The sequence below is a fragment of the Streptomyces sp. NPDC001599 genome (assembly GCF_042893535.1).
GTDB lineage: Bacteria > Actinomycetota > Actinomycetes > Streptomycetales > Streptomycetaceae > Streptomyces.
In genome coordinates this window covers 1-26189 of sequence record NZ_JBIAVA010000028.1, presented here as the reverse complement: position 1 = coordinate 26189, position 26189 = coordinate 1, and the positions used below count along the sequence as shown (strand labels likewise).

22 protein-coding genes, 1 pseudogene and 1 riboswitch are annotated in these 26189 nt (G+C 72.4%); of the genes and pseudogenes, 14 read left to right on the top strand and 9 right to left on the bottom strand.

The features are described from left to right. Positions 1 to 154 precede the first annotated feature (154 nt). Complete coding sequence (locus ACFYZ3_RS37600) at positions 155 to 1009, top strand: SDR family oxidoreductase (RefSeq protein ID WP_388527674.1); 855 nt, start codon at positions 155 to 157, stop codon at positions 1007 to 1009. Positions 1010 to 1169: 160 nt separating this feature from the next. Next, on the top strand, positions 1170 to 2222 hold the full coding sequence (gene rarD, locus ACFYZ3_RS37595) for an EamA family transporter RarD (RefSeq protein ID WP_388527671.1): 1053 nt from the start codon (positions 1170 to 1172) through the stop codon (positions 2220 to 2222). A gap of 21 nt (positions 2223 to 2243) precedes the next feature. On the opposite strand, the gene ACFYZ3_RS37590 is transcribed toward rarD, so the two are convergent. After that, the gene (locus ACFYZ3_RS37590) at positions 2244 to 2888 is read right to left on the bottom strand and encodes a CGNR zinc finger domain-containing protein (RefSeq protein ID WP_388527668.1); all 645 of its coding nucleotides are present in this window, start codon (positions 2886 to 2888) and stop codon (positions 2244 to 2246) included. 21 nt (positions 2889 to 2909) lie between these two features. On the opposite strand from ACFYZ3_RS37590, the gene ACFYZ3_RS37585 reads away from it, so the two are divergent. Further along, positions 2910 to 3380, top strand: coding sequence for a VOC family protein (locus ACFYZ3_RS37585; protein ID WP_388527665.1), 471 nt, complete (start codon positions 2910 to 2912; stop codon positions 3378 to 3380). 184 nt (positions 3381 to 3564) lie between these two features. Beyond that, positions 3565 to 4575: a M28 family metallopeptidase gene (locus ACFYZ3_RS37580; RefSeq protein ID WP_388527662.1), complete on the top strand. Its 1011-nt coding sequence runs from the start codon at positions 3565 to 3567 to the stop codon at positions 4573 to 4575. 39 nt (positions 4576 to 4614) lie between these two features. Here the strand turns inward: ACFYZ3_RS37580 and ACFYZ3_RS37575 are convergent, their stop codons facing one another. The 6 genes and pseudogenes from ACFYZ3_RS37575 to ACFYZ3_RS37550 form a co-directional block, all read right to left on the bottom strand. Then, positions 4615 to 6000, bottom strand: a complete 1386-nt coding sequence (locus tag ACFYZ3_RS37575) for a tetratricopeptide repeat protein (protein ID WP_388527659.1) — start codon at positions 5998 to 6000, stop codon at positions 4615 to 4617. A gap of 214 nt (positions 6001 to 6214) precedes the next feature. Next, positions 6215 to 6340, bottom strand: a pseudogene (locus ACFYZ3_RS37570) (flavodoxin); the annotation flags it as partial. Between the two features lie 113 nt (positions 6341 to 6453). Beyond that, entirely contained in the window at positions 6454 to 7356 is a 903-nt protein-coding gene (locus ACFYZ3_RS37565; RefSeq protein WP_388527656.1) for an ABC transporter permease, read from the bottom strand. Continuing rightward, positions 7343 to 8350: an ABC transporter ATP-binding protein gene (locus ACFYZ3_RS37560; RefSeq protein ID WP_388527654.1), complete on the bottom strand. Its 1008-nt coding sequence runs from the start codon at positions 8348 to 8350 to the stop codon at positions 7343 to 7345. The genes ACFYZ3_RS37565 and ACFYZ3_RS37560 overlap by 14 nt, the downstream gene beginning before the upstream one ends. A 53-nt stretch (positions 8351 to 8403) precedes the next feature. Next, positions 8404 to 9642, bottom strand: coding sequence for an outer membrane lipoprotein carrier protein LolA (locus tag ACFYZ3_RS37555; RefSeq protein WP_388527651.1), 1239 nt, complete (start codon positions 9640 to 9642; stop codon positions 8404 to 8406). 259 nt (positions 9643 to 9901) lie between these two features. After that, positions 9902 to 10912: a polyprenyl synthetase family protein gene (locus tag ACFYZ3_RS37550; protein WP_361010018.1), complete on the bottom strand. Its 1011-nt coding sequence runs from the start codon at positions 10910 to 10912 to the stop codon at positions 9902 to 9904. A gap of 734 nt (positions 10913 to 11646) precedes the next feature. Continuing rightward, positions 11647 to 11819: riboswitch (cyclic di-AMP (ydaO/yuaA leader) on the top strand. Between the two features lie 4 nt (positions 11820 to 11823). Between ACFYZ3_RS37550 and ACFYZ3_RS37545 the strand changes: the two genes are divergently transcribed. Then, positions 11824 to 12318, top strand: coding sequence for a transglycosylase SLT domain-containing protein (locus tag ACFYZ3_RS37545; RefSeq protein WP_388527648.1), 495 nt, complete (start codon positions 11824 to 11826; stop codon positions 12316 to 12318). 52 nt (positions 12319 to 12370) lie between these two features. Here ACFYZ3_RS37545 and ACFYZ3_RS37540 read toward each other — a convergent pair whose 3' ends face one another. Beyond that, positions 12371 to 13180 carry an HAD family hydrolase gene (locus ACFYZ3_RS37540; RefSeq protein WP_388527645.1) on the bottom strand — a complete coding sequence of 270 codons (810 nt, stop codon included), beginning with the start codon at positions 13178 to 13180 and terminating at the stop codon, positions 12371 to 12373. A gap of 365 nt (positions 13181 to 13545) precedes the next feature. Between ACFYZ3_RS37540 and fahA the strand changes: the two genes are divergently transcribed. From fahA to ACFYZ3_RS37500, 8 genes are all read left to right on the top strand, one after another. Then, complete coding sequence (fahA, locus tag ACFYZ3_RS37535) at positions 13546 to 14793, top strand: fumarylacetoacetase (RefSeq protein WP_388527642.1); 1248 nt, start codon at positions 13546 to 13548, stop codon at positions 14791 to 14793. 292 nt (positions 14794 to 15085) lie between these two features. Next, positions 15086 to 16024, top strand: a complete 939-nt coding sequence (locus ACFYZ3_RS37530; protein WP_109035760.1) for a M56 family metallopeptidase — start codon at positions 15086 to 15088, stop codon at positions 16022 to 16024. 215 nt (positions 16025 to 16239) lie between these two features. After that, a complete protein-coding gene (locus ACFYZ3_RS37525) occupies positions 16240 to 17028 on the top strand; it encodes a GntR family transcriptional regulator (RefSeq protein ID WP_388527639.1) in 789 nt (262 codons plus the stop codon). 42 nt (positions 17029 to 17070) lie between these two features. Then, positions 17071 to 17298: a ferredoxin family protein gene (locus tag ACFYZ3_RS37520; protein ID WP_030145386.1), complete on the top strand. Its 228-nt coding sequence runs from the start codon at positions 17071 to 17073 to the stop codon at positions 17296 to 17298. A gap of 20 nt (positions 17299 to 17318) precedes the next feature. Then, the gene (locus tag ACFYZ3_RS37515; protein WP_388527747.1) at positions 17319 to 18686 is read left to right on the top strand and encodes an ABC transporter substrate-binding protein; all 1368 of its coding nucleotides are present in this window, start codon (positions 17319 to 17321) and stop codon (positions 18684 to 18686) included. Continuing rightward, positions 18683 to 19582 carry an ABC transporter permease gene (locus ACFYZ3_RS37510; protein WP_388527636.1) on the top strand — a complete coding sequence of 300 codons (900 nt, stop codon included), beginning with the start codon at positions 18683 to 18685 and terminating at the stop codon, positions 19580 to 19582. Before ACFYZ3_RS37515 ends, ACFYZ3_RS37510 begins: the two co-directional genes overlap by 4 nt. Then, positions 19560 to 20384: an ABC transporter ATP-binding protein gene (locus ACFYZ3_RS37505; protein ID WP_388527634.1), complete on the top strand. Its 825-nt coding sequence runs from the start codon at positions 19560 to 19562 to the stop codon at positions 20382 to 20384. Before ACFYZ3_RS37510 ends, ACFYZ3_RS37505 begins: the two co-directional genes overlap by 23 nt. Positions 20385 to 20395: 11 nt before the next feature. Beyond that, a complete protein-coding gene (locus tag ACFYZ3_RS37500) occupies positions 20396 to 23134 on the top strand; it encodes a fumarate reductase/succinate dehydrogenase flavoprotein subunit (RefSeq protein WP_388527631.1) in 2739 nt (912 codons plus the stop codon). A gap of 38 nt (positions 23135 to 23172) precedes the next feature. Here ACFYZ3_RS37500 and recQ read toward each other — a convergent pair whose 3' ends face one another. After that, positions 23173 to 25209: a DNA helicase RecQ gene (recQ, locus tag ACFYZ3_RS37495; protein WP_388527629.1), complete on the bottom strand. Its 2037-nt coding sequence runs from the start codon at positions 25207 to 25209 to the stop codon at positions 23173 to 23175. A 232-nt stretch (positions 25210 to 25441) separates the two neighbouring features. Between recQ and ACFYZ3_RS37490 the strand changes: the two genes are divergently transcribed. Then, positions 25442 to 26041 carry a Uma2 family endonuclease gene (locus tag ACFYZ3_RS37490; protein ID WP_388527626.1) on the top strand — a complete coding sequence of 200 codons (600 nt, stop codon included), beginning with the start codon at positions 25442 to 25444 and terminating at the stop codon, positions 26039 to 26041. The last annotated feature ends 148 nt before the right edge of the window (positions 26042 to 26189 follow it).

Genomic DNA, 26189 nt, shown 5'->3' with positions numbered 1-26189 from the left:
GGTCCCCGCACACGAGAGGGGCCCGGACGATTTCCGTCCGGGCCCCTCTCGCTTACCTGCATGTAAGTACCTTACTTCAAAGTGGGCACTTTCCTTTGGTTAGCGCAGCTCTTAGGGTTAGTGGCAACGAACCCCCACAAGGAGCACTGAAACCATGAGCATCGTCGTCACCGGAGCCACCGGACACCTCGGCCGCCACGTCGTGCGGCAACTGCTGGAGAAGGTGCCGGCCGACCAGGTCACCGCGGTCGTCCGGGACCGCGACAAGGCCGCCGACCTCGCCGCCCGGGGCGTGCGGCTCGCGGTCGCCGACTACAACTCCCCCGAGACCTTCGACGGCCTGTTCGCGGCCGGCGACCGGGTCCTGCTGATCTCCGGCAACGAGTTCGACAAGGGTCGCGTGCGGCAGCACACGATCGTGATCGACGCGGCGAAGAAGGCCGGCGTCGCCCTGCTCGCCTACACCAGCGCACCCGAGAGCCTCAAGGCCGCGCTCGCCGACGACCACCGCGCCACCGAGGAGGTGCTGGTCGGCTCGGGCGTGCCGTACACGCTGCTGCGCAACGGCTGGTACCACGAGAACTACACCGAGCAGCTCGCCCCGGTCCTGGAGCACGGCGCCGTCGTCCAGGCGGCCGGCGAGGGCCGGATCTCCTCCGCCTCCCGCGCCGACTACGCGGCCGCCGCCGTCGCCGTACTGACCGGCGAGGGCCACGAGGACACCGCGTACGAACTGGGCGGCGACGAGGCCTGGAGCTTCGCCGAGTACGCCGCCGAGCTGAGCCGGCAGACGGGCAGGGAGATCGCCTACAACCCCGTCTCCGTCGAGGCCTACACCGGCATCCTGACCGGCGCCGGGGTGCCCGGACCGCTCGCGGACGTCTTCGCGGGCGTGGACGCCGCCATCGCCAAGGGCGAGCTGGTCGTCTCCACCGGCGACCTGTCCCGGCTGGCCGGCCGCCCGACGACACCGCTCGCCGAGGCCGTCGCCGTCGCGCTCAAGGGCTGACCTGCGCCCTCCCCGGAGCCGCCCCGTCCCCGTCCCCGTCCCACCCCGCCTGTCATGACCGTATTCCGATACGGGCATGACAGGCGGCCGGGTGCGGCGCTACCTTCGTCCTGGCATGCCTCCCCGTCCCCGGCATGCCGTGTGCGAGAAGGAGGTGCCCGTGGCCGGGTCGTCCAGGAGTGATCAGCGAGTAGGCCTGCTGAACGGCTTCGCGGCGTACGGGATGTGGGGGCTCGTCCCGCTGTTCTGGCCGCTGCTCAAGCCCGCCGGGGCCGGGGAGATCCTCGCCCACCGGATGGTGTGGTCCCTCGCCTTCGTCGCCGTCGCCCTGCTCTTCGTACGGCGCTGGGCCTGGGCCGGCGAGCTGCTGCGGCAGCCGCGCAGGCTCGCCCTGGTCGCGGTGGCCGCCGCGGTCATCACCGTCAACTGGGGCGTCTACATCTGGGCCGTGAACAGCGGCCATGTCGTCGAGGCCTCGCTGGGCTACTTCATCAACCCACTGGTCACCATCGCGATGGGCGTGCTGCTGCTCAAGGAGCGGCTGCGGCCCGCGCAGTGGGCTGCGGTCGGCACCGGCTTCGCGGCCGTGCTCGTGCTCGCCGTCGGCTACGGCCAGCCGCCGTGGATCTCGCTCTGCCTCGCCTTCTCCTTCGCCACGTACGGCCTGGTGAAGAAGAAGGTCAACCTCGGTGGTGTCGAGTCGCTGGCCGCCGAGACGGCGATCCAGTTCCTGCCGGCGCTCGGCTACCTGCTGTGGCTGGGCGCGCAGGGCGAGTCGACCTTCACCACGGAGGGCGCCGGGCACTCGGCCCTGCTCGCCGCGACCGGCGTCGTCACGGCGATCCCGCTGGTCTGCTTCGGCGCGGCGGCGATCCGCGTTCCGCTGTCCACGCTGGGGCTGTTGCAGTACCTGGCACCGGTCTTCCAGTTCCTGCTCGGCGTCCTCTACTTCGGCGAGGCCATGCCGCCCGAGCGCTGGGCCGGCTTCGGGCTGGTCTGGCTGGCGCTGACGCTGCTCACCTGGGACGCGCTGCGCAGGGCCCGCCGGACCGCACGGGCGCTGCGGGAGCAACTGGACCGGGCCGGCGCGGGCGTACCGCCGCTCAAGGGAGCCGCCGCCGCGCGGGAGCCCGGGGTCGTGGCCTCCGGGACTCCGGCGCCGGATTCCACCGACACACCCCAGCAGCACGGCGCCAGGGCGGGGAAGCCGTAACGGCACCCCGTGGTCGCCGGGTCAGTGCTCGTCCGGCGCCTGCCGGGCACGGTGGGCACGGACCTTCTCCCGGTTGCCGCAGTGTTCCATCGCGCACCAGCGGCGGCGCCCGGGGCGCGAGGTGTCGACGAACAGCAGGAAGCAGTTGTGCGCACCGCACTCGCGGATGCGGTCCGCGTACGGGCCGGTGAACAGCTCGATCGCGTCGCGCGCCACCGTCGACAGCAGCCGGGGCCCGGTGGCGCCCGGGGCCCAGGCGCGCGTGCCGTCCGGTTCGAGGCGGGTGGCGAGCGGGGGCACGGCCGCGGCGGCGTTGACGACGTCCAGGTGGTCGGGGCGGAGCGGTCGTCCGTGGGCGCGGTCCGCGGCGAGGACGAAGAGGGCGTCGCGCAGATCCCGGGCCCGTGCCACGTCCGTCCGGTCCACCGACAGGTCCAGCCCGTCCGGCAGCCGGCTGCGCTCGACCCAGGTCACCAGATCGGCGGGCTCGTGCAGCACCTCCCAGCGCGCGAAGGCGCCCGGCCCTCCCGTCGTCAGCAGTTCGAGGCAGAGCGCACCCGGGTCGAAGCGGTACGACTTCCCCTGGGACGACACCAGCGTCAGTCCGGGAGGGCGGCCCGGGACCAGCTTCGGCGATTCCCGCGATTCCGCTGTCCACTCGCTCATGAAACCAGTATAAGTGGTTACATGACATCGACCTCAAGGCCCGCACCTCTGCACATCAAGATCGTCATCGACGCGGCCGCCCCGCACGCACAGGCGGACTTCTGGGCCTCGGCCCTCCACTACGAGGTGGAGGACAACAGCATGCTCATCGAGAAGCTGCTGGGCTTCGGGGCGGTTCCGGCGGAGCTGACCGTCGAGTCCCACGGCCGCCGCGCCTGGCGCGACCTGGCCGCCGTGCGCCACCCCGACGACCCCTTCCAGGAGGAGAGCGGCACCGGGCTGGGACGCCGACTGCTGTTCCAGCGCGTGCCTGAGGCCAAGACCGTCAAGAACCGGGTCCACCTCGACGTGCACGCGCCGGACGGCGGGCGCGAGGAGGAGGTGGCCCGACTCCGGGCACTGGGGGCGAGCGTGCAGCGGCAGGTGAAGGAGCCGGGCGGGGAGTGGGTGGTGATGACGGACCCGGAGGGGAACGAGTTCTGCGTCCACTAGGACCGGCACCGGGTCGGACCCGGACCGGACTCACCGGGGCGCGATCGGGGTGCTTCCGCTATGTGCGACGCCATGGCCGAATAGCGGTCTTGACGGGCAGTCAGTCCCACCCGCACCATCCAGGCACCCCATTCACTGCGGGGTCCCCTCCCCAGGGACCCCCTAGGAATTCGGAGCCCCCCACATGAAGCTCCTCCATTCCGGGCGCGCACTGACGGCCGGAGCCGCCGCCGTCGCCACGCTGGTGGCCGGCGGTTCCGCCGCCGGTGCGGCGCCCGCGCCCGCGCACCCCACCGACACCGCCACCGCTACCGCCACCGGAACTGCCGCTACGGCCACCGCCACCGGAACTGCCGCCGCCGCGCCCGACATACCGATAGCCAACGTCAAGGCCCATCTGACGCGGCTGCAGTCCATCGCCACGGCGAACGGCGGCAACCGCGCCCACGGCCGCGCCGGCTACCAGGCCTCGCTCGACTACGTGAAGGCCAAGCTGGACGCGGCCGGGTTCACCACCCGCGTGCAGCAGTTCAGCGCCTCGGGCCGCACCGGGTACAACCTGATAGCGGACTGGCCCGGTGGCGACGCGAATCAGGTTGTCATGGCCGGGTCACACCTGGACAGCGTCGTCTCCGGTCCCGGCATCAACGACAACGGCTCCGGCTCCTCGGCCGTACTGGAGACCGCGCTCGCCGTCGCCCGGTCCGGCTACCAGCCGACGAAGCACTTGCGCTTCGCCTGGTGGGGCGCGGAGGAGCTGGGACTCGTCGGCTCCCGCCACTACGTCAACAGCCTCGGCTCCGCGGAACGCGCGAAGATCAGCGGCTACCTGAACTTCGACATGATCGGTTCGCCCAACCCCGGCTACTTCGTCTACGACGACGATCCCACGATCGAGAAGACGTTCAAGGACTACTTCGCCGGTATCGGCATCTCCACGGAGATCGAGACCGAGGGCGACGGACGCTCCGACCACGCGCCCTTCAAGAACGCGGGCGTTCCCGTGGGCGGCCTCTTCAGCGGAGCGGACTACCGCAAGACGTCCGCGCAGGCGGCCAAGTGGGGCGGCACCGTGGGCCAGCCGTTCGACCGCTGCTACCACTCGTCCTGCGACACGACCGCCAACATCGACGACACGGCCCTGGACCGCAACAGCGACGCCATCGCCCACGCGGTCTGGGAACTGTCGCGGTAGGACGAGCGGCCCCGCGCGGGCACCGACCCGTCGACGTCGTCAGCCGGCCTGGGCGCGGGCGCGTTCGGCGAGGCGGCCCATGCGGGTGCGGGCGGACTCCAGTTGCTCGGCGTCCTCGGCGGCCGGCCCGTCCTCGGCGGCGAGTTCGGACCACAGGCCGACCAGGTGGTTCCCCAGCTCCAGGCCCCGTGCGGGGTCGCGTACGGCACGCCAGGCGGTCGCGGCGCTCTGGACGTTGCCGTACGCGGCCTCGGCGTCGCCCGAGCGCCGGTGTATCCGGGCCAGGTCGAGGGAGAGCTGGAAGGCACGGTCCGGGTCGCCGGACAAGTAGGCGATGTACGCGGCGAGTTCACGGAGCCGGAGCACCTCGGCGTGCTCCGGCCCGAGCGTGCGCGAGGCCTCCGTCACCGTCTGCTCCGCCAGCCGTGCCGCGGCCTCCGTACGTCCCTCCTTGACGGCCTCGTTGATACGGGCCGTCGGCTCCGCGAGCAGGGCCGGGGCAGTGGCGTCGCCGGGTGCGGTGAGCGGCGCGTCCCCGAGCACGGCCTCGGCCACGGCGTCGAAGCCGCGGGCCGGAGTGGGCTTGGGGTCGGGGTCGAAGTACGGGTCGGGGACCGACTTGGGCGCGGGAGCGGGCATGGGCGCAGCGGGCGTGGGCGCGGGCGTGACTTCCGGCTCGGGGATCGACTGGGGGATCGGCTCGGGGGTCGACTGGGGGATCAGCTCGGGGACCGGGGCCGGCACCGGTGCGGCGAAGGGGCCGAACGTCGGCCGCGGCGCCGCGTCCCGCGCGGCGCCGGTCGTGGACGCACCGTCCATGCGCGGCGGCGGCCCGAACGCACCCGTCGGCGGCGCCACCGTGCCGGGCGGCGTCCCCGGGGCCGGTTCCGGCAGGGCGCGCAGCGTGAAGGTCGGCGCGGAGGCGCTGCCGGACCACTCCCGCTCCGTACCGGACACCGCCGGCAGCGGAAACGTCGGCGTGCCGTCCCGGGCCGGTACCACCGAGCGCAGGACGTGCGTGGGCCGGTCGTGCCGTACGGGGGCCTCGACGGGTGTCTCGACGGGGGCCTCCACGGCAGCTTCCTCCTGTGTCTCCTCCTCCGATGCCGTCGGCACCGGGTCCGCGGCGAGGTGGCTCGAGCCGTCCGGGTCGACCCGGAGGGGGACGGAGTAGCCGAGGCGCCGGTCGTGGATCGTGGCGAGGACGGGACGACCGGCGGCGAGGGCGAGACGGTGGAGGCGGTTCAGGACGGCGTTCTGAATCTCCTCGCCCGGGGCCGCGACGACCGGTGAGCCGTCGACCGAGGCACCGCGCGCGCCGGAGTCGCCGTCCGGCACATGGACGTCGATCGGCGTCGTCGCGGAACCGGGCGAGCCCTCGGCGCGCTCGTGTTCCCGCTGCTTGTCGCGGCCGAGTCGAGACATCGTTCCCCCACTCATCGGCGGCTTCCGTCGGCGGTTCCCGTTCCCTGCCGTCCAGAGCCTGTCATGCCTGTCGTGCACCTGCTTCGAGTCTCTCCGCTCGCTCCCGATTCTCACGTCACCGGGGTGTCACAGGCTCGTTCCAGGAGGTCACGCCACGCGATGGGCCGTGCCCACATGGCCATGGCAACGCACGCCTGCTGCTCGACGCCACCCTCGCCTGGGTCGATTTGAAGTCGAGGCCGGGGCGCGCGACCGGCCGGCAGTGGTCAAGGTAGCGCTCGACCGGTGTGGACAGCGTGTACCAGTACCGGGGCGAGGCGATCACGATGTCCGTGGTTGCGGGACACGGAGGCGCCGGCCCGCGCCAGGACCTGCCTCGCGCGGAAGGCGCCGTTCGCGCGGTTCCCGTACGAGCAGGCGGAGGCCGTGACCGCGCCATGGCCGAGCCCCGGACTACGCGGTGATGTCCTTCGTCGTGAACCGGGCCCAGGCCGCCGAGCCGAAGACCGCGGCGTAGAGGGCCTGGAGGCCGAGGTTCTTCACCAGGTCGTCCCAGTAGACCGGTTCGCGCATCACGTCGGCGAAGGAGAGCCAGTAGTGCGAGAAGAAGTACGGCTGGAGGGCGTCGAGCTGGGGGATCTGGTCGAGGATCTGGACGGTGATCAGCAGTCCGACCGTGGTGGCCATGGCCGCGATGCCACTGCCCGTCAGGGTGGAGACGAACAGGCCGAGAGCCGCGATGCCGACGAGTGAGGCGGCCACGACCAGGGCGATCAGCAGCGCCCGGCCCAGCCCCTCGGCGTAGGTGATCCGGGTGCCGGAGATGGTGATCAGGTCACCGACCGGGAACAGCAGGGCGCCGACCGCGAGCGCCGAGACCGCGACCACCAGGGTGGCCGCGAGGCAGAAGGCGATCACCGTGGCGTACTTGGTGAGCAGCAGCCGGGAGCGGCCGGCCGGGGCGACCAGGAGGTAGCGGAGCGTGCCCGCGCTCGACTCGCCCGCGATCGCGTCGCCCGCGACGACGCCGATGGCCATCGGCAGGAAGAACGGGAGGGTCGCGGCGAGCGCGGTGAAGACCAGGAAGAGCCCGTTGTTGCTGACCTGCGAGATGAACGCCGGTCCCGCGCCGCCACCGCCACCACCGCCGCCGGGCGAGGACCCGTCGCTCGTCTCGATCTTCACGGCGATGCCCACCAGGATCGGCACGGCGGCGAGGACGGCCAGCAGGGCGAGGGTCCGCCAGCGCCGGAAGGTGGTCAGCAGCTCACTGCGGAACAGCCCGAGGGACCACAGCGGACTCGGGGTCCGCGCGGACCGCCCCACCGGCTCGCCCAGCACATCAGCCCGCGACATCGAAGCCCTCCCCGGTCAGCGCCACGAACGCGTCCTCCAGCGAGGCCCGTTCCACAACGAAACCCCGGACCCGGACGCGGGCCACGACCAGCGCCGCGTTCACCTCGGCGAGGTCGCGCTCCGGTGGCTCCGCCGTCACCCGGTCCCCGTCGACGACCACGTCCGCGGCTCCCTGCTCCTTCAGCACCCGGGCGGCGTCGCCCGCGTCCGGCGTGGTCACCACCAGCCGGCCGCGTGCCCCGGCCGCCAGGTCGGCCACCGCGCCCTGGGTGATCAGCCGTCCCTGTGCCATCACGGCGGCGTGGGTGCACACCTGCTCGATCTCGTCCAGCAGGTGGGAGGAGAGGAAGACGGTGGTGCCGTCGGAGGCCAGCTCGCGCACGAGGGTGCGGATCTCGCGCATGCCCTGCGGGTCGAGTCCGTTGGTCGGCTCGTCCAGGACGAGCAGCCGGCGCGGCTGGAGCAGCGCAGCGGCGAGACCCAGCCGCTGCTTCATACCGAGCGAGTACGCCTTCGCCTTCTTGCCGCCGGCGGCCGCGAGGCCCACCCGGTCCAGCGCCGCCGCGACGCGCTCGCGCCGGGTGCGCGGGTCGGCGGTCGGGTCGGCGGCGTCGTAGCGCAGCAGGTTGTCCCGACCGGAGAGGAAGCCGTACAGGGCCGGGCCCTCGATGAGGGCGCCGACCCGGGGCAGTACGGCGCGGGCCGCGCGCGGCATGGGCCGGCCGAGGACCCGGGCGCTGCCCGAGGTGGGCTCGATCAGCCCCATCAGCATCCGGATGGTGGTGGTCTTGCCGGAGCCGTTGGGCCCGAGGAAGCCGAAGACACTGCCCGCCGGGACGGTCAGGTCCAGACCGTCGACGGCGAGTTGTCCGCCGCGGTAGCGCTTGGTGAGCGCGCGGGTGGCGATGACGGCGTCATCCGCGCTCTCCCGGTCCGGATCCCGGTCCGGATCCCGGCCCGGGCGCTCCGGCTCCGTGGCGGACGCTTCGGCCATCGGCTCCCTCTTCTCGTCCTCTTCGCCGTACGGGTGGGAATGCTGCGCGGGTCCTACTTCGCCGCGTCGGCCGCCTTCACCAGCGCGTCCTTGGTGACCGCACCGGCGTAGACCTTGCCGTCGTCCGTGATCAGGGCGTTGACCAGGCGGGTCTTGAAGACCGTGCCCGAGCCGAAGTCACCCTTGACCTGGTCGCCGAAGGAGCCGAGGAAGCCGCCGAGGTCGCCGCCCGCGGAGGCCATGGGCAGGCCGCCCTGGGCGCCGGTGTCGAAGGTGGCGATCGAGTTCCAGCCCTCGCCGATGACCTCGAGGCCGTCCATCCCCTTGGCGAGCTCGCCCTCGGCCTCGCGCCCGTGCTCCGGGGCCTTGGCCCGCTCACCGGCCTCGTCGGCCTCGGTGACCTTGGCCCCCTCGGGCGGCGTGAAGTCGAACGTGGACGCGTCCGGCTTGGCGAAGCTGACCTTGGTGAAGCCCACGTCCACGACGGCGGCGCCGCCGCTCGCCGGGGTCAGGGTGAACTTCAGCGGCGTGCCGGACTCGGCATCCACCGCCACGGTGATCGCACCGACCGTGGACCCGTCCTGCTTGGGCTCGACGACCAGGCGGTAGGCGTCCCGGCCGGCCACCTGCGCGGTGCCGCCGACGGTCACGGACGTGGTGTCGTCGACCGACTTGAGCGCCTGCTCGGCGAAGTCCTTCGGCGTGGCCGGCACGTCCTGGCCCGGCACGTCCTTCTCCAGCCGCTCGGCGCCGTCGGGGGCGGTGGAGTGGTAGACCTCGTTGGACTGGCTGTCGTAGCCCCAGACGTCCTTGCCGTTGTGGATCAGGCTGTACTCGGCGGCGTTCTCCAGCAGGGACAGCTTCTGCCGGTCGGGGCCGTCGGCCGCGACGCGCAGTGTGTGGCTGCCGGACACCAGCTCGGTGAGCTTGGCCGAGGGGTCGGCGGCGGAGCCCTCGTCGTCGCCGCCGGAGCCCGGACCTCCGGACATTCCGGACATCAGGCCGCTCTCCAGCCCACCGAGGTCCGGCAGGCCCAGGTCGGTGTTGATGCGCACCGTGCCGGACAGCTGCTGGACGTCCGACTTGGCGATCTTCTCTATGAGCTGCTCCGCCGTGACCTTCGGCAGATCGGGGTCCCCGGAGTCGGCGAGCGCGGGGACGAGCCCGATCGTCGCGGCCGCCACTCCCATCACCGCGACCGGGACGACGTACCGCGCGGCCTTGCGCCGTCCGGCCCGCAGCTCCTCGCCCTCCCCGGCGGTCGTGTTGTCGTCGGAATCGATCGGTGCCATGTGTGCCCTACCTCCGTCGTCGGCGGCGGCTGTCTCGCGACCTCGCACTCGTTCACCCGTGAGCCGCCATTCTCACCCGAATCGGTGAGGATTGGTGTTTTTCCGTGGTGTCCATCTGACCAAATCGCCGGAGCACAAGCGTCAGACCGCGGGCTCAACTCCGCCTACTCCTGCGGGATGACACGCAGGGGTGCCGACTCCCCCGGCCCGTAGGGGCCCGGGACGGACCGCGGGGGCGGCGAAGGACCGCCGGGTGCGGTCAGCCGGCCCGGTGGACCACCGCGTCGCACAGCTCCACCAGCGCGGCCTTCGCGTCGCACTCCCGCAGCGGGGCCAGCGCCGCCCGGGCCTCCTCGGCGTACCGGACGGTGTCCCGGCGGGCCTGCTCCAGCGCGGGGTGGGCGCGCAGCAGCCGCAGCGCCTCGGCGTGCCGCGCGTCGTCGCTCAGGTCGGAGTCGAGCAGCTCGCACAGCGCGATGTCCTCGGCGAGTCCCAGCCGGGCCGCCCGCTCGCGCAGCCGCAGTACGGGCAGGGTGGGGATACCCTCGCGCAGGTCCGTGCCGGGCGTCTTGCCGGACTCGTCGGAGTCGGAGGCGATGTCCAGGACGTCGTCCGCGAGCTGGAAGGCGACGCCGAGCCGCTCGCCGTACTGGGTGAGGACGTCCACCACCGTCTCGTCGGCGCCGGACATCATCGCGCCGAACCGGCAGGAGACCGCCACCAGGGAGCCCGTCTTGCCACCCAGCACGTCCAGGTAGTGGTCGACCGGATCGCGGCCGTCCTGCGGGCCGGCCGTCTCCAGGATCTGACCGGTGACCAGCCGCTCGAAGGCGAGGGCCTGGACGCGGACCGCCTCGGGGCCGAGGTCGGCGAGGATCTGGGAGGCGCGGGCGAACAGGAAGTCGCCGGTGAGGACCGCGACGGAGTTGTCCCAGCGGGTGTTCGCACTGGGCACGCCGCGCCGCACGGCGGCCTCGTCCATCACGTCGTCGTGGTACAGCGTGGCGAGGTGGGTCAGCTCCACGACCACGGCCGAGGGCACGATCCCGGGGGCGTAGGGGTCTCCGAACTGGGCCGAGAGCATCACCAGCAGCGGCCGGAACCGTTTCCCGCCGGCCCGCACCAGGTGCTGGGCGGCCTCCGTGATGAACGGCACCTCGCTTTTGGTTGCCTCAAGCAACCCTTCCTCGACAGCAACCAATCCGGCCTGGACATCGGCTTCCAGAGCCTGGTCCCGCACGCTCAGCCCGAACGGCCCGACGACGGTCACGAGGGGTCTCCTGTCTGCTGGTGTCTACTGGCGATTACCTGGTTTGTCGATAGGTCGCTGCCACCACTCAAGTCAGCGTATCCGGTCACGTTTCGATCACCGCTAGCGCCCACCGTTACAGGCTGGGCGGTATCGGATCATGAACGGTATGTTTTTGATCAGGTGATATGAGCAGATTTTGGTTGATATCGCCAGAGGGGACGAGCCGGAGCCGGAGGGCGAACGGGCCGAAGCCGCCACCGAAGATCCCACCACTCCTCCCAACGGCCCGCACTTCGAGAACGTCACCCGATCGACACACCTGCCCCCTCCCCCGTCCCCCCGCTTCCTCGCTCCCTGCCCCCTCTCTCCCCACTCCCTTTCCCGCCGCTTCCCCCTCCCCGTTTCCCGTCGCTTCCCTCTCCCCGTTTCCCGCCCCTCCCGGCTCGACACCCGAAGCCGTCCCCACCTGCGGTCGGTTGGCTCCTAGTTGGGGTTAATGCCCCATTTGCCGTGCTTGTTGAAGCCAGTGAGTTGGCTCACTCCCGACACCCGAGAGGCAACCCCGTCGGAACCTGTGCCCTCCCTTTGCCCCGCAAGCCAGTTGGGGATTGGCGACAGCAAATGATCAAGAGCCATAAAGGCCCCAGACCAAGGTCAACAGGCACGTTGGGTGATTCCTGCACTTGTTCCGGACATGTGCTCTCGCATACGTTCCCGGCCTGTCGGGTGGACGCCGAATCCTGCCACCGCCCGTCGCACAGTCATCCATCCAACAAACTCGCAGGCAGGAGCGGGGGACCCAGGTAAGTCGCCGCACCGGTCACCACCGGAGCGGCTCGGGGTGAAGCCGTACCCGTCAGGGCACGGCCGGGCACCTCCCCGCCCGAACCCGACAGCTCACCTCGTAGGCGTAAGGAGAGGGACACCGCATGTCTGCCAACGGTCTGAACCGTCACGCCCGCACCAGCCGCCTCGCCCGCAAGCTCGCCGTGGCCGGCACCGGTGCCGCGGTGCTCGCGCTGCCGCTCATCGGCGCCACCACCGCTTCCGCGGCCACCCCGGCCGCCGCCACGACCGCCACCACGGCGGCCACGACGACCTACCCGGACAACCTCGACGGCTGGATCCGCGAGTCGCTCGACATCATGGCCCAGCACGGCATCCCCGGGACCTACGAGGGCATTCACCGCAACATCATGCGTGAGTCCTCCGGCAACCCGCTCGCCATCAACAACTGGGACATCAACGCGATCAACGGCACCCCGTCCAAGGGCCTGCTCCAGGTGATCGACCCGACCTTCCAGGCGTACCACGTCGAGGGCACCTCCTGGGACCCGTACGACCCGGTCGCCAACATCACCGCCGCCTGCAACTACGCGGCCGACCGCTACGGCTCGATGGACAACGTCTTCAGCGCGTACTGAGCAGCACCGCCGCGGCAGCGCACCGAGCGGCAGTGCATCACGAGGCAGTGCATCAAGAGGTACCGAAGATCCGCTCGAGGACGACGGCCACGCCGTCGTCCTCGTTCGTCGTCGTGACCTCGTCGGCCACCGCCTTGAGTTCGGGGTGGGCGTCGGCCATGGCGACACCGTGGGCCGCCCACTGGAACATGGGGATGTCGTTGGGCATGTCCCCGAAAGCGATCGTCCGCCGCCGCTCCATGCCAAGGTGCTCGGCGGCCAGCGCCAGGCCGGTGGCCTTGGTGATGCCGCAGGGCTGGAGCTCCACCGTGCCGGGCCCCGACATGGTGACCGTCGCGAGGGAACCGACCACCGCGCGAGCCGTCGCCGCCAGTTCGTCGTCGGTCAGCTCGGGGTGGCGCAGCAGCACCTTGCTGATCGGCGTGGACCACAGCTGCGCACGCCGCTCGACGCGCACCGCGGGCAGCGTCGGGTGGGGCATCAGGTAGCCCGGCTCGATGAGCGTCAGCCCGTCGACGCCGTCCTGGTCCACGGCGGCGTGCACCTGGCCCACCTCGGCCTCGATCTTGCCGAGCGCCGTCTCGGCCAGCTCCCGGTCCAGGGTGACCGACCACAGCATCCGGTGCGCGCCGGCGTCGTACACCTGCGCGCCCTGTCCGCACACCGCGAGCCCCGTGCAGCCGAGCCGGTCGAGCAGGGAGCGCACCCGGGGTGCCGGCCGCCCCGTCACCACCAGGTGCCGCGCACCGGCCCCGGCGATCCGCGCCAGCGCGGCCAGCGACCGGTCGGAGACGGTGTCGTCGCCTCGGAGCAGCGTGCCGTCCAGGTCGGTGGCGACGAGTGAATATGCGGTGCGGTCCATGATCAGAGAATACGGACACCGCACCCGTCCGACTCACCCGTGACCGCTTCCGAACGAGGGCGTAGCGAGTGCGCTCGAACCCGCACGGGGTTGCACGAGGACGCCCGATGATGTCCGGATCCTGACACATCATCGGCTAAAGCCGGTTCAGGGCCTGTGTCCCGGTTGGCAGCGACATGGCGCGCCGTCCACCCGCCGGCGCCAAGATTGCGTCCCGGGCGCCGCCGCCTCCGGTCGCACTGCCCAAGAGCGGCACGCCACCCGTAACGTGTGGCCCGACCACGTGTCACGCGACACACACCGATCACGTGGCGCACACGGCGCGCACGGCGCACATGGCGAGCACGAAAGCGAGGCAGCACCCGATGCCCCTCTTCGACGTCCCCGAGGGCGACCCCTTCGGCCCGCACAACCTTCCGTACGGCGTGTTCTCGATCCCCGGCTCGCTCGACCGGCCGGACCGGACGGTCGGCGTCCGGCTGGGCGACCACGTGCTCGACGCGGGTGCGGCGGCCCACGCGCTCGGCTCGCCGTACGCGGCCCTCCTCGCGCAGCCCACCCTCAACCCGCTGCTGGCGGCCGGGCGTACGGCGTGGTCGGACGTGCGGCGCGCGCTGACGGCGTGGGTGTCGGTCCCCTCCCACCGCGAGGCCCTGGAGCCGTTCTTCCACCCGCTGTCGTCGGTGACCCTGCACCTGCCCTTCGAGGTCGCCGACTACGTCGACTTCTACGCCTCCGAGAACCACGCCCGCAACGTCGGCCAGATCTTCCGCCCCGACGCCGCCGACTCCCTCACCCCGAACTGGAAGCACCTCCCGATCGGCTACCACGGCCGCTCCGGCACGGTCGTCGTCTCGGGCACGGACGTCGTACGCCCGTCGGGGCAGCGCAAGGCCCCGGCCGACGCCGCACCCGTCTTCGGCCCGTCCGTCCGGCTCGACATCGAGGCGGAGGTCGGCTTCGTGGTGGGTGTGCCGTCCGAACTGGGCAGTCCGGTCGCGCTCGGCGACTTCCGCGAGCACGTCTTCGGGCTCTGCCTGCTCAACGACTGGTCCGCGCGGGACGTCCAGGCCTGGGAGTACGTCCCCCTCGGTCCGTTCCTCGGCAAGTCCTTCACCACCTCGGTGTCGGCGTGGATCACTCCGCTGGACGCGCTGGAGGAGGCCCGGGTGGCGCCGCCCGAGCGCACGCACGAGCTGCTGCCCTACCTGGACGACACGGACACCGACCAGGACGACCCCGGCGGCTACGACCTGCGGATCTCCGTCGCCGTCAACGGCCACGTCGTCTCCGAGCCGCCGTTCTCCACCATGTACTGGACGGCCGCCCAGCAGTTGGCCCACATGACGGTCAACGGAGCCTCGCTGCGCACCGGCGACCTCTACGGCTCGGGCACGGTGAGCGGGCCCACCGAGCGGGAGCGGGGGTCGCTGCTCGAACTGACCTGGAACGGCCGCGACCCACTGGAACTCCCCGACGGCAAGCGGACGTTCCTGGAGGACGGCGACGTGGTGACCCTGTCGGCCTGGGCCCCGGGACCGGACGGTGTCCGGGTGGGGTTGGGAGAGGTGACCGGGCGCGTGGTCGGCCGGGGGGTCGGGCAGGGCGTCTGACGGTACGCCCGACGGAGGGGGGCCCGCACGCCCAAGGCCCCGCGCGTCCAAGGCCCCATACGTCCAAGGCCCGCACACCCGAGGCCCGTACCGTCCAAGGCCCATACGTCCAAGGCCCGCACACCCGACGCCCGTACGCCCAGGTTCCGGAACCGGTGACCGCCGACACCTGACTCACACCGCCCGGCCCCGTCATACTGGCGTCGGGCGGTGTGCGCGCACGACCCGGCCCAGCACCACCCCTGTACAGCCAGAGCCGCCCATCCTTCGACCAGGATCCGGAGCCAGTGGCATGACCGTCTGCCTGCTCCTGCTGTTCGTCGTCGCCGTGACCGCCGCGGTGCCGGTGCCCCGCGCGCTGACCCGTTCCGCGTGGCCCGAGCGGGATCCCGTGGTCGGGCTGTGGGTGTGGCAGTGCCTGGTCGCGACGGTGCTGCTGTGCTGCCTGACGGCACTCGCCCTCGGCGCCACCGCCGTCTTCGGGACCGTCCGCGCCCAGCTCTTCGCGCCGGCGCCGCCCGCGGTGACCGCGGCGTACAACCTCTCCGCCGGCCCGGTCTGGGCGGCCGCCCTCACTCTGCTGCTGGCGGCGGGCGCCGCCTGGACGACCGCGATGCTCGCGCGTGAACTCGTCGAGGCCCGCCGCCGGCGCGCCCGGTCCCGCGCCCACCTGCGCGAGCGCGCCCCCGACCTGCCCGCCGGGCTCCCGGCCGCCCGCGGGCCCCTGCTGGTCCTGGAGGACGAGTACCCGGACGCCTGGTGGATGCCCGGCAGCCCACCTCAGCTGATCGTCACCACCGGCGCCCTGCACCGCCTCACCGACCATCAGCTGGACGCCGTCCTCACCCACGAACGCGGCCACGCCCGCGCCCGTCACGACTGGCTGCTGCACCTGTCGACCGCCCTGGCCACCGGTTTCCCGAGCGTCCCGCTCTTCGCCCACTTCTGCGACCAGACCCACCGCCTGGTCGAGCTCTCGGCCGACGACACCGCCTCCCGGCGCTGCGGCCACCTGACCACCGCGCTGGCCCTGATCGAGCTGAACCAGCACCGCGGCGTCCTCTCCTGCGCCTCCAGCCACCGCCTCCTCGGCGAACGCGTCGACCGCCTCCTGGAACCCCGCCCTCGCCTGCCCCGCCGCCACCGGGCCCTGACCACGGCGACAGCGGCCCTGGTCCCGCTCATCCCCCTCCTCATCACCTTCGCCCCGGGCCTGACGGCCCTGGCCTGACGCCCCTGACCTGACGGCGCCCGCCCCACTACGGGAACCTCGCGACCCCGGCAGGAAGACCCCCGGCTGGAAGACCCCCGGCTGGAAGACCTCCGGTGGCAGAACTCCCCCATCCCCAAGAGAAACCCCAGCTCACCCGTGCGACCGGCGGAGCCCCCGGTGGCGCAACATTCCCGCAACACCACTAATCCCACCGGATAGGTATGGTTCCAGCCATGCCGCCCACCGACCGCATCCGAGACCACGCCGGCCAGGGCGCGACCACCGTCGCAGCCCACCGCACGCGGCGCCGGCTGCGCGCCGACCGGGCCCGTCAACTCGCCGACCTGCTCCGCCGCCAGCTCCTCGACGACGCCTTCCCCGATGGCACCCTCCCCCACGAGGACACCCTCGCGGCCGAGTACGACACCACCCGCAACACCGTCCGCCAGGCGCTCGACCTACTGCGCGCCGAAGGCCTCGTGGCGCGGCAGCCCGGCATCGGCACGGTGGTCGTGGCCCGCAAGTACGCCCACGGGCTGGACCGTCTGATGGGCCTCGCGGAGACCCTGCACGAACACGGCCGCGTCACCAACGAGGTCCGCACGACCGTCCCCGTCCCGGCCCCCGCCCCCGTCGCCGAACGCCTACGCGTCCCTCCCGGCGCCGACGTCCTCTACATCGAACGCCTGCGCCGGCTCAACGGCGTCCCCCTCTCCCTGGACCTCACCTACCTCCCGCTCGACATCGGGACCGCCCTGCTCGGCGCCGACCTGGAGAACACCGACGTCTTCCGGCTCCTGGAATCCGTCACCGGCCGGCCACTCGGCCACGCCGAGATCACCCTGGAGGCCGTCACCGCCGACGCGCACTCCGCCGCCGTACTGGAGGCCCCGCGCGGCACGGCGGTCCTCATGCTGGAACGGCTCACCCACCTCGCCGACGGCCGCCCCGTCGACCTGGAGTTCGTCCGCTTCCGCGGCGACCGCATCGCGATGAGCGGCCTGCTGCACCGTTCCCTGTAATCCCCCTCACCACCCTTTCGCGCACCCTCCCTGGAGACAGCCATGCCCTTGGCGCCCCAGCGGGCCGACGTGCCCGTGACCATCGACGAGTCGAAGTGCATCGAAGGCTGCACGCTCTGCGTGGACATGTGCCCGCTGGACTCCCTCGCCATCGACGAGCGCAACGGCAAGGCGTACATGCACGTCGACGAGTGCTGGTACTGCGGCCCGTGCGCCGCGCGCTGCCCCACCGGTGCGGTCACGGTCAACATGCCCTACCTGCTCCGGTGAGAGGCCGACTCCCCATGAACATGAAAGCGAAACGCACCGCACTCCCCGCCACCGCCGGCGCGGCAACCGTGGCCCTGCTCCTCCCCCTCACCGCCTGCGGCGGCGACGCGTCCGCCGACGGGAACGGCTCCACCGTCACCGTGACGGTCGGCTACCAGTCCAGGACGATCAACACGGTCACCGCCGGCACCCTGCTGCGTTCCCTCGGCTACTTCGAGAAGCAGCTCAACTCCCTCGGCGACGAGGTCACCTACAAGGTCGACTGGCAGGACTACGCGACCGGCGCGCCCATCACCGCCCAGATGACCGCCGGGAAGATCGACATCGGCTCGATGGGCGACTTCCCCCTGCTCATCAACGCGGCCCGCGGCAAGCAGCTCGGCAAACCGACCCGCCTGGTCTCGGTCACCGGCTACAACCTCCGCGGCGGCCTCAACACCATCGTCGTCGCACCCGGCTCGCCCCTCACCTCCCTGAAGGACCTCAAGGGCAAGAAGGTCTCGACGAGCGTCGGCTCGGCCGCCGACGGCACCCTCGTCCGCGCCCTGCAACGCGCCGGCCTCGACCCCGCCGAGGACATCGAAAAGCTCAACCAGCAGCCCGCGGTGGGCGCCTCGGCCCTGGACTCGGGGAGCGCGGACGCCCTGTCGCAGTTCGTCGCCTGGCCCGGCCTGCTCGCCCAGCAGGGCAAGGCGAAGGCCCTGTACGACGGAGCCCGGCTGGACCTGCCCACCTTCCACGGCGTCACCGCCGTCGAGGAGTTCGCGAAGAAGCGCCCCGCCGTGCTGGAGGCGTTCCTGAAGGCCCAGACGCAGGCGACCGACTATCTGGACGAGCATCCCGTGGCCGCCGCCGAGAAGGTGGCGAAGGCCACCGGCCTGCCTGCCGAAACCGTGTACCTCTACAACGGCGCCCAGGGCATCGCCACCTTCGACCCGGCGATCAAACCGCAGCTCGTCGCAGCCCTCAAGGAGGACGTCTCGGTCCTCAAGGACGCGAAACTCACCGGCGACGTGGACGTGGACGCCTTCGTCGACGACCAGTACGTGCAGAAGGCGCTCGGCCCGACCGTGTACGCCGAGCGGCTCGCGGCGGCGCCTCCGAAGCCGGCCGGCGAGGTCTGGCCCAAGGGCGCGGGGAAGACCCTCTCCTTCGCCTCCCCCACGGCGCTGCTGCGGCACGTGGCCGGGCATCGCGACGCAGTCCGGGCCGCGTACGTCCCCGACGCCACCACCGGCACTCCGTGGTTCGCCGACCGGGCGGTCTGGGTGGTCGACGGCGGTGCCCTGCTGCCCTTCGTCGCACCGGAGACCGCACGGGCGTACATCGCAGGGCACGGCGGAGCGCGCGTCGTGCCGTACGCCGAGGCACTGGAGCTGGCGTCGTGAACCGCTCCGCCCGCTACGCGCTGCGGATCGCCTCGCTCGCCGTCGCCCTGGGCCTGTGGCAGCTGCTGACCAGCCAGGACATCGACCTGTGGCTGCGCTTCTCGCAGTTCCCCACCGTCACCGACGTGGCCCGCACCTTCGCCGAGCGGCTGGCGGGGCCCGACTACTGGACGGACCTCACCGACAGCCTGACCCGCATACTCACCGGCTTCCTGCTCGCCGCCGTCCTGGGCGTGGCCACCGGTGTGCTCGTGGCCCGCTCGCGGCTGGCCGAGGACCTGCTCGGTCCGGTCCTGGAGGTGATCCGGCCCATTCCCGCCATCGCCCTCGTCCCCGTGGCGATCCTTCTGTTCCCCTCCAACGAGCAGGGCATCGTCTTCATCACCTGCACCGCCGCCTTCTTCCCGGTGCTGGTCTCCACCCGGCACGCGGTACGCGCGCTGACGCCCGTGTGGGAGGAGGCGGTCCGCACCATGGGCGGCGGCCGGTGGCGGGTCCTCGGCTCGGTGGTCCTGCCGGGCGCGCTGCCCGGTGTCTTCGGTGGCCTGTCGGTCGGCATCGGCGTCTCGTGGATCTGTGTGATCTCCGCCGAGATGATCTCCGGCCAGTACGGCGTGGGGTACCGCACCTGGCAGGACTACACGGTCGTCGACTACCCGGGCGTCTTCGTCGGCATGGTCACCATCGGCGTGCTCGGCTGGCTCACCTCCACGGCCGTGGAACTGCTGGGCCGCCGCCTGACCCGCTGGCTGCCACGCACGGCGCAGGGTCCCACCGCCCGCCCGAAGTCCGCGCGGTCCGGGGCGGCGCCCCCGCCCGCGGCCGCCGCCGGACGCGAGGACTCCATCCGCACCCGTCCCGAGGAGGCACGCGATGAGCACCTCGTCCGAGACTGAGACCGCGACCGCGACCGCGATGGGGACGAGGACTGGGACTGGGGCGGGGACCGGTGCCCGGGCCCCCGGCCGCGGCACCCGGCTCGCCTTGCGCGACGCCGCCCTCGGCCGTCCGGACGCCGCCGCGGTGAGCGGTGTGGACATCGACGTCTCCGCCGGCGAGATCCTCACCGTGGTCGGGCCCTCGGGCTGCGGCAAATCGACGCTGCTGCGCACACTGGCCGGTCTGCTGCCGCCGCTGGCCGGAACGGCGGAACAGGACGGGCGACCCATCGACGGCCCCGGGGCGGACCGGGCACTGGTCTTCCAGGAGGACGCCCTCCTGCCCTGGCGCTCCCTGCGCGCCAACGTCGAACTTCCCCTCGCCGTCCAGGGCCTGCCCCGCGCCGAGCGCCGGGACCAGGCGACGGCCTGGCTGGAGCGGGTCGGCCTCGCCGAACAGGCCGGGCAGTTGCCGCACCGTGTCTCCGGGGGACAGCGCCAGCGCGCCCAGTTGGCCCGTGCGCTGGCCGGACGCCCCCGCGCCGTGCTGATGGACGAGCCCTTCGGCGCCCTCGACGCCCAGACACGCGCCGGGATGCAGGACCTGCTGGTGGAGGTACTGCACGGCACCGGAGCCACGGTCGTGTTCGTCACCCACGACGTGGACGAGGCCCTGTTCCTCGGCGACCGCGTCGCCCTGCTCGGCGCCGGGCGCCTGACCGCCGTACGCGACGTGCCCCGTCCCCGGGACCGCACCGCGCACGACGACCCGGCCCGCACGGCGCTGCGGCGCGACGTCCTGACATCCCTCGGCACCTGAAAGGCCCCCTGGTGGAGATTCCCGCCCTCACCGACGCCGAAGAACTCTCCTGCGACGTCCTCGTCATCGGCGGCGGCACCGCCGGCACCATGGCCGCGCTGACCGCCGCCGAGCACGGTGCGAACGTACTGCTGCTGGAGAAGGCCCATGTCCGCCACTCCGGCGCCCTCGCCATGGGCATGGACGGCGTCAACAACGCCGTCGTCCCCGGCCGCGCCGAACCCGACGACTACGTCGCCGAGATCACCCGCGCCAACGACGGCATCGTCGACCAGTCCACCGTCCGCCAGACCGCCACCCGCGGCTTCGCCATGGTCCAGCGGCTCGAGTCGTACGGCGTGAAGTTCGAGAAGGACGAGCACGGCGACTACGCCGTCCGCCAGGTGCACCGGTCCGGCTCCTACGTGCTGCCGATGCCGGAGGGCAAGGACGTCAAGAAGGTCCTGTACCGGCAGCTGCGGCGGCGCGAGATGCGCGAGCGGATCCGCATCGAGAACCGGGTGATGCCGGTGCGGATCCTGACCGCGGGGGGACGGGCGGTGGGCGCGGCGGGCTTCAACACCCGCACGGGGCGGTTCGTGACCGTCCGCGCCGGTGCCGTGATCCTCGCGACCGGCGCCGCGGGCCGGCTCGGTCTGCCCGCCTCCGGCTACCTCTACGGCACCTACGAGAACCCCACCAACGCCGGTGACGGCTACTCCATGGCCTACCACGCGGGTGCCGAGCTGACCGGCATCGAATGCTTCCAGATCAACCCGCTGATCAAGGACTACAACGGCCCGGCCTGCGCCTACGTCGCCAACCCCTTCGGCGGCTACCAGGTCAACCGGCACGGCGAGCGCTTCGTCGACTCCGACTACTGGTCGGGCCAGATGATGGCCGAGTTCGCCGCGGAGGTCGCCAGCGATCGCGGTCCGGTGTACCTGAAGCTCAGCCACCTCCCGGAGGAGTCGGTCTCCGCCCTGGAGTCCATCCTGCACTCCACCGAACGGCCGACGCGCGGCACCTTCCACGCCGGCCGCGGGCACGACTACCGCACCCACGACGTCGAGATGCACATCTCCGAGATCGGCCTGTGCGGCGGCCACTCCGCGTCGGGCGTCCGCGTCGACGACCACGCCCGCACCACCGTCCCCCGTCTCTACGCAGCCGGCGACCTGGCCTGCGTGCCGCACAACTACATGATCGGCGCGTTCGTCTTCGGCGACCTGGCGGGCGCGGACGCCGCCCAGTACTCGGCCTACGCCGGTGAACTGCCGTCCGAGCAGCTGCGCGAGGCGCACGAGCTGGTCTACCGCCCGCTGCGCAACCCCGACGGCCCGCCACAGCCGCAGGTCGAGTACAAGCTGCGGCGCTTCGTCAACGACTACGTGGCGCCGCCGAAGTCCGGCGCCCGGCTGTCGCTCGCCCTGGAGTCCTTCGAGCGGATGCGCACGGACATCGCGGCGATGGGCGCCCGCACCCCGCACGAGCTGATGCGCTGCGCCGAGGTCACCTTCATCCGCGACTGCGCGGAGATGGCCGCCCGGTCCTCCCTGGCCCGCACGGAATCCCGCTGGGGCCTGTACCACGAGCGCGTCGACCTCCCCGAGCGCGACGACGCGTCCTGGTTCCACCACCTCGATCTGCACAAGTCCCCCTCCGGTGCAATGGAGTTCACGGCACGTCCCGTGGCTCCCTATCTGGTTCCGATCGACGAGTTCACGCCGGTCGGCGGTCCCTCCCGGCACCTGGGCGAGGTGCACCCGGAGCAGGTGGCGACGGCCGGGGACCGCGATGCCGCGCCCCTCGCCACCGGGGCCCGCCCCACGGCCACCCCGGTCACCCCGGTCACCCCGGTCACCGCGGCCACCGGGCCCGGTGCCGCCGGATCCCCCAGGCTGCTGGAACTGCTCGCCCTGGCCGAGCACGAACCCGACCTCTCCACCCTCCGTCCGTACCTGTCCGACCCCGCACCGGGCGTCCGGCGCACAGCGGTCACCGTGCTCACCGAGACCGTCCCGGCCGGTACCGGTCCGGCGCTCGCCGGCGCCCTGTCCGATCCCGACGGCGAGGTGCGCGCCGCCGCGGCCGCCTCCCTGCGTGAACTGGCCGAGACACTGACGCCCGAACCCGCCCTGGGTGAGCCCCTCGCCGAAGCCCTGGCCCGGCCCGACCCCGTCGTCCGCGCCACCGCCCTCGACCTGCTGCGCATCCTGCGGCTGGGTCACGCCGACACGTTCGCCGCCGCTCTGAGCGACCCCGACGCCCCGGTGCGCATCGAGGCGGTGCGCGGGCTGGTCTCGCTGGACGCAGCGGAGTCGCTCTCCCCGGCCGCCGAGGATCCGTCCCGCGAGGTGCGGGTCTCCGTCGCCAAGGCGCTGGGGACGCTGCGGGCGGCGCCCCGCACCGGCGGCCCCCTCGACCGGCTCACCGAGGACCCCGACGCCCTCGTCCGCGGCGCCGCCCTCGCGGCTCTGGCGGACACGGGCTGCCCCGCCCCCCTGGCGGCCCGTGCGGTCACCGCGCTGTCCGACCCCGCCTGGCAGGTGCGGGCGGGCGCGGCCACCGCGCTGTCCGCGGCCGGTTCCGACCGGGCGGTCCCCGTCCTCGCCAAGGCCCTCGCCGACCGGAACGCCGACGTCCGCAAGGCGGCCGTCCTCGCCCTGACCCGGCACACGGCCACCAGCGAGGACGCCCGGACGGCGCTGGCGACGGTCACGGGAGACACGGACGCCGACGTCAGGGCGTACGCGGCCCGGGCGCTGTGACGCCGTCGACGGACGCGGAGGAATCCCCCGGCACGTCCCTATATCCAGTCGTCGGGCTCGGGCTCGGGCTCCGGCTCGTGGTCGGGCCAGTCGTCCCCGCCGGAGTGGGACGCGGAACCGGCGACCCGGGCGATCGGGGCGACCGAGGGGGCCGACCCGGGCTCCGGGGCTTCGGCAGCCGGTCCCTCCAGCCCCGCCAGCACCTCGACCACACCCTCCCCGTACGTCGCCAGCTTCTTCTCGCCGACCCCGCTGATGCCACCGAGCTGCCCGACCGAAGTGGGCCACACGGTGACGATCTCCCTCAGGGTGGCGTCATGGAAGATGACGTACGCCGGGACGCCCTGCTCGCGTGCCTGTTCCGCGCGCCAGGCGCGCAGCGCCTCGAAGGCGGGGACCAGCTCCGCCGGCAGCTCGGCCGCGGCCGCCTTCGCCTTGCGCTCGCCGCGTCCGCCGCCCGCCGACTTGGCCGCGGCGGGCTTCTTGGGCTCCTTGCGCAGCGGCACCTCCCGCTCCCGCCGCAGGACCTCACCGCTGGTCTCGGTCAGCACCAGCGTGCCGTACTCCCCCTCGACCGCGAGCAGGCCCTGGGCCAGCAGCTGCCGGGCGACGCCCCGCCACTCGCCCTCCGTCAGCTCCTCGCCGATGCCGAACACGGAGAGCTGGTCGTGATCGAACTGGATCACCTTGGCGGTGCGCTTGCCCAGCAGGATGTCGATGATCTGCCCGGCGCCGAACTTCTGCCCGCGCTCGCGCTTCAGCCGGACCACCGTCGACAGCACCTTCTGCGCCGCCACCGTGCCGTCCCAGGTCTCGGGCGGGGTCAGGCAGGTGTCGCAGTTGCCGCACCCGGCTTGGTCCGGGTCCTGTCCGAAGTAGGCGAGGAGCTGGCCCCGGCGGCACCGGGCGGTCTCGCACAGGGCGAGCATGGCGTCCAGGTGGGACTGGGCACGGCGGCGGAACGCCTCGTCGCCCTCGCCCGACTGGATCAGCTTGCGCTGCTGTATGACGTCGTTGAGGCCGTATGCCATCCAGGCCGTGGAGGGCATACCGTCCCGCCCCGCGCGGCCGGTCTCCTGGTAGTAGCCCTCGACCGACTTCGGCAGGTCCAGGTGGGCGACGAACCGCACGTCCGGCTTGTCGATGCCCATGCCGAAGGCGATGGTGGCCACGACCACCAGGCCCTCCTCGCGCAGGAACCGCGACTGGTGCGCCGCCCGGGTGCCCGCATCCAGTCCCGCGTGGTAGGGCACCGCCTCGACGCCGTTGCGCGACAGGAACTCCGCGGTCTTCTCGACGGAGTTGCGCGAGAGGCAGTAGACGATGCCCGCGTCGCCGGGGTGCTCCTCACGCAGAAAGCTCAGGAGCTGCTTCTTGGGGTCGGACTTCGGCACGATCCGGTACTGGATGTTGGGCCGGTCGAAGCTGGCCACGAAGTGCCGCGCCGACGGCATGTGCAGCCGCTCGGTGATCTCGCGGTGGGTGGCGTCGGTGGCCGTCGCGGTGAGCGCGAGCCGGGGCACGTCCGGCCAGCGCTCGCCCAGCAGGGACAGGGCGAGGTAGTCGGGCCGGAAGTCGTGGCCCCACTGGGAGACGCAGTGCGCCTCGTCGATGGCGAACAGGGAGATCTTGCCGCGGGAGAGCAGGTCGAGGGTGCTGTCCAGCCGCAGCCGCTCGGGCGCCAGGTACAGCAGGTCCAGCTCGCCGGCCAGGAACTCGGCCTCGGTCACGCGCCGCTCGTCGAAGTCCTGCGTGGAGTTCATGAATCCGGCCCGCACGCCGAGCGCCCGCAGCGCGTCGACCTGGTCCTGCATCAGCGCGATCAGCGGCGAGACCACGATGCCCGTGCCGGGCCTGACCAGGGACGGGATCTGGTAGCACAGCGACTTCCCACCGCCGGTCGGCATGAGCACCACGGCGTCCCCGCCGGCGATCACGTGCTCGACGACCGCCTCCTGCTCGCCGCGGAAGGCGTCGTACCCGAAGACCCGGTGCAGGGTGGCCAGCGCCTCGCTGTCCCCGTCCCTCACCTGCGCCGTCTCTGCCATCTCGCCGATCACGCCCGTCCCGCCCATCGTCTGGTCCCCCGTACGTACTACCTCGCCCGTCCGGCCTGCCTGGTCCGTCCTGCCCCGACCACTGCCTCAACGATAGGGGGCCGCGCCGACAGCCCGGGAGTTATCCACAGGCTGCCCGGCGCCGCCCGCGTCAAGGACACGACGTTCGTTCACACGTTCGCGGGAGACCCGCCCGTTTCCGGCGGATAGTCTGATTGCACCCGCGAGACTCCGTCCCATGGGAGCACTGATGAGCGTCGCACCGAAGGCGTCCACACCCGACTGGCCGACCCCGCCGGAGGGCGGCTGGACCGCGGACGACCTGGACCGGCTTCCGAACCTGCCTCCGCACACGGAGCTGATCGACGGGAGCCTCGTCTTCGTGAGTCCGCAGACTCTTTTCCACTCACGCGCTGTCGACTTCTTCAACTGGCAGCTTCAGTCCCTCGCCCCGGCGGAGTTCGAGGTCGTCCGAGAGTTCACCATCGACATCGACCGGCAGAACCGGCCGGAGCCGGACGTGATCGTCGTGCGAGGCGACGTGGTGGACGACCCGGAGCAGACCCGCTACCCCGCCGAGGCCGTCACCCTGGCCATCGAAGTCGTCTCCGCGGAGTCCGTCTCCCGCGACCGCGAGACCAAGCCCCTGAAGTACGCCCGGGCGGGCATCGCCCACTACTGGAGGGTGGAGAACGAGAAGGGCCTCGCCGTCGTCCACGCCTTCGAGCTGGAGCCCACCACCGGCGCCTACACCAGCGTCGGCATCTTCAGGGAGCGCATGAAGGTGAGTGCGCCCTTCCCGATGGATCTGGACCTGACCGCCATCAAGCCGCGCCGCGCCGGCGAGTAGCCCGGCACACAGGGCTGTGGTGGGGGCCCCCCCCCCCCCGGGGGGGGGGCCCCCCCCCCGCGGCCCCCCACCCCCCCCCCCCCCCCCGCCCCCCCCCCCCCCCCCCCCCCCCCCCCCCCCCACGCCCCGCGGGGGGGGCCCCCCCCCC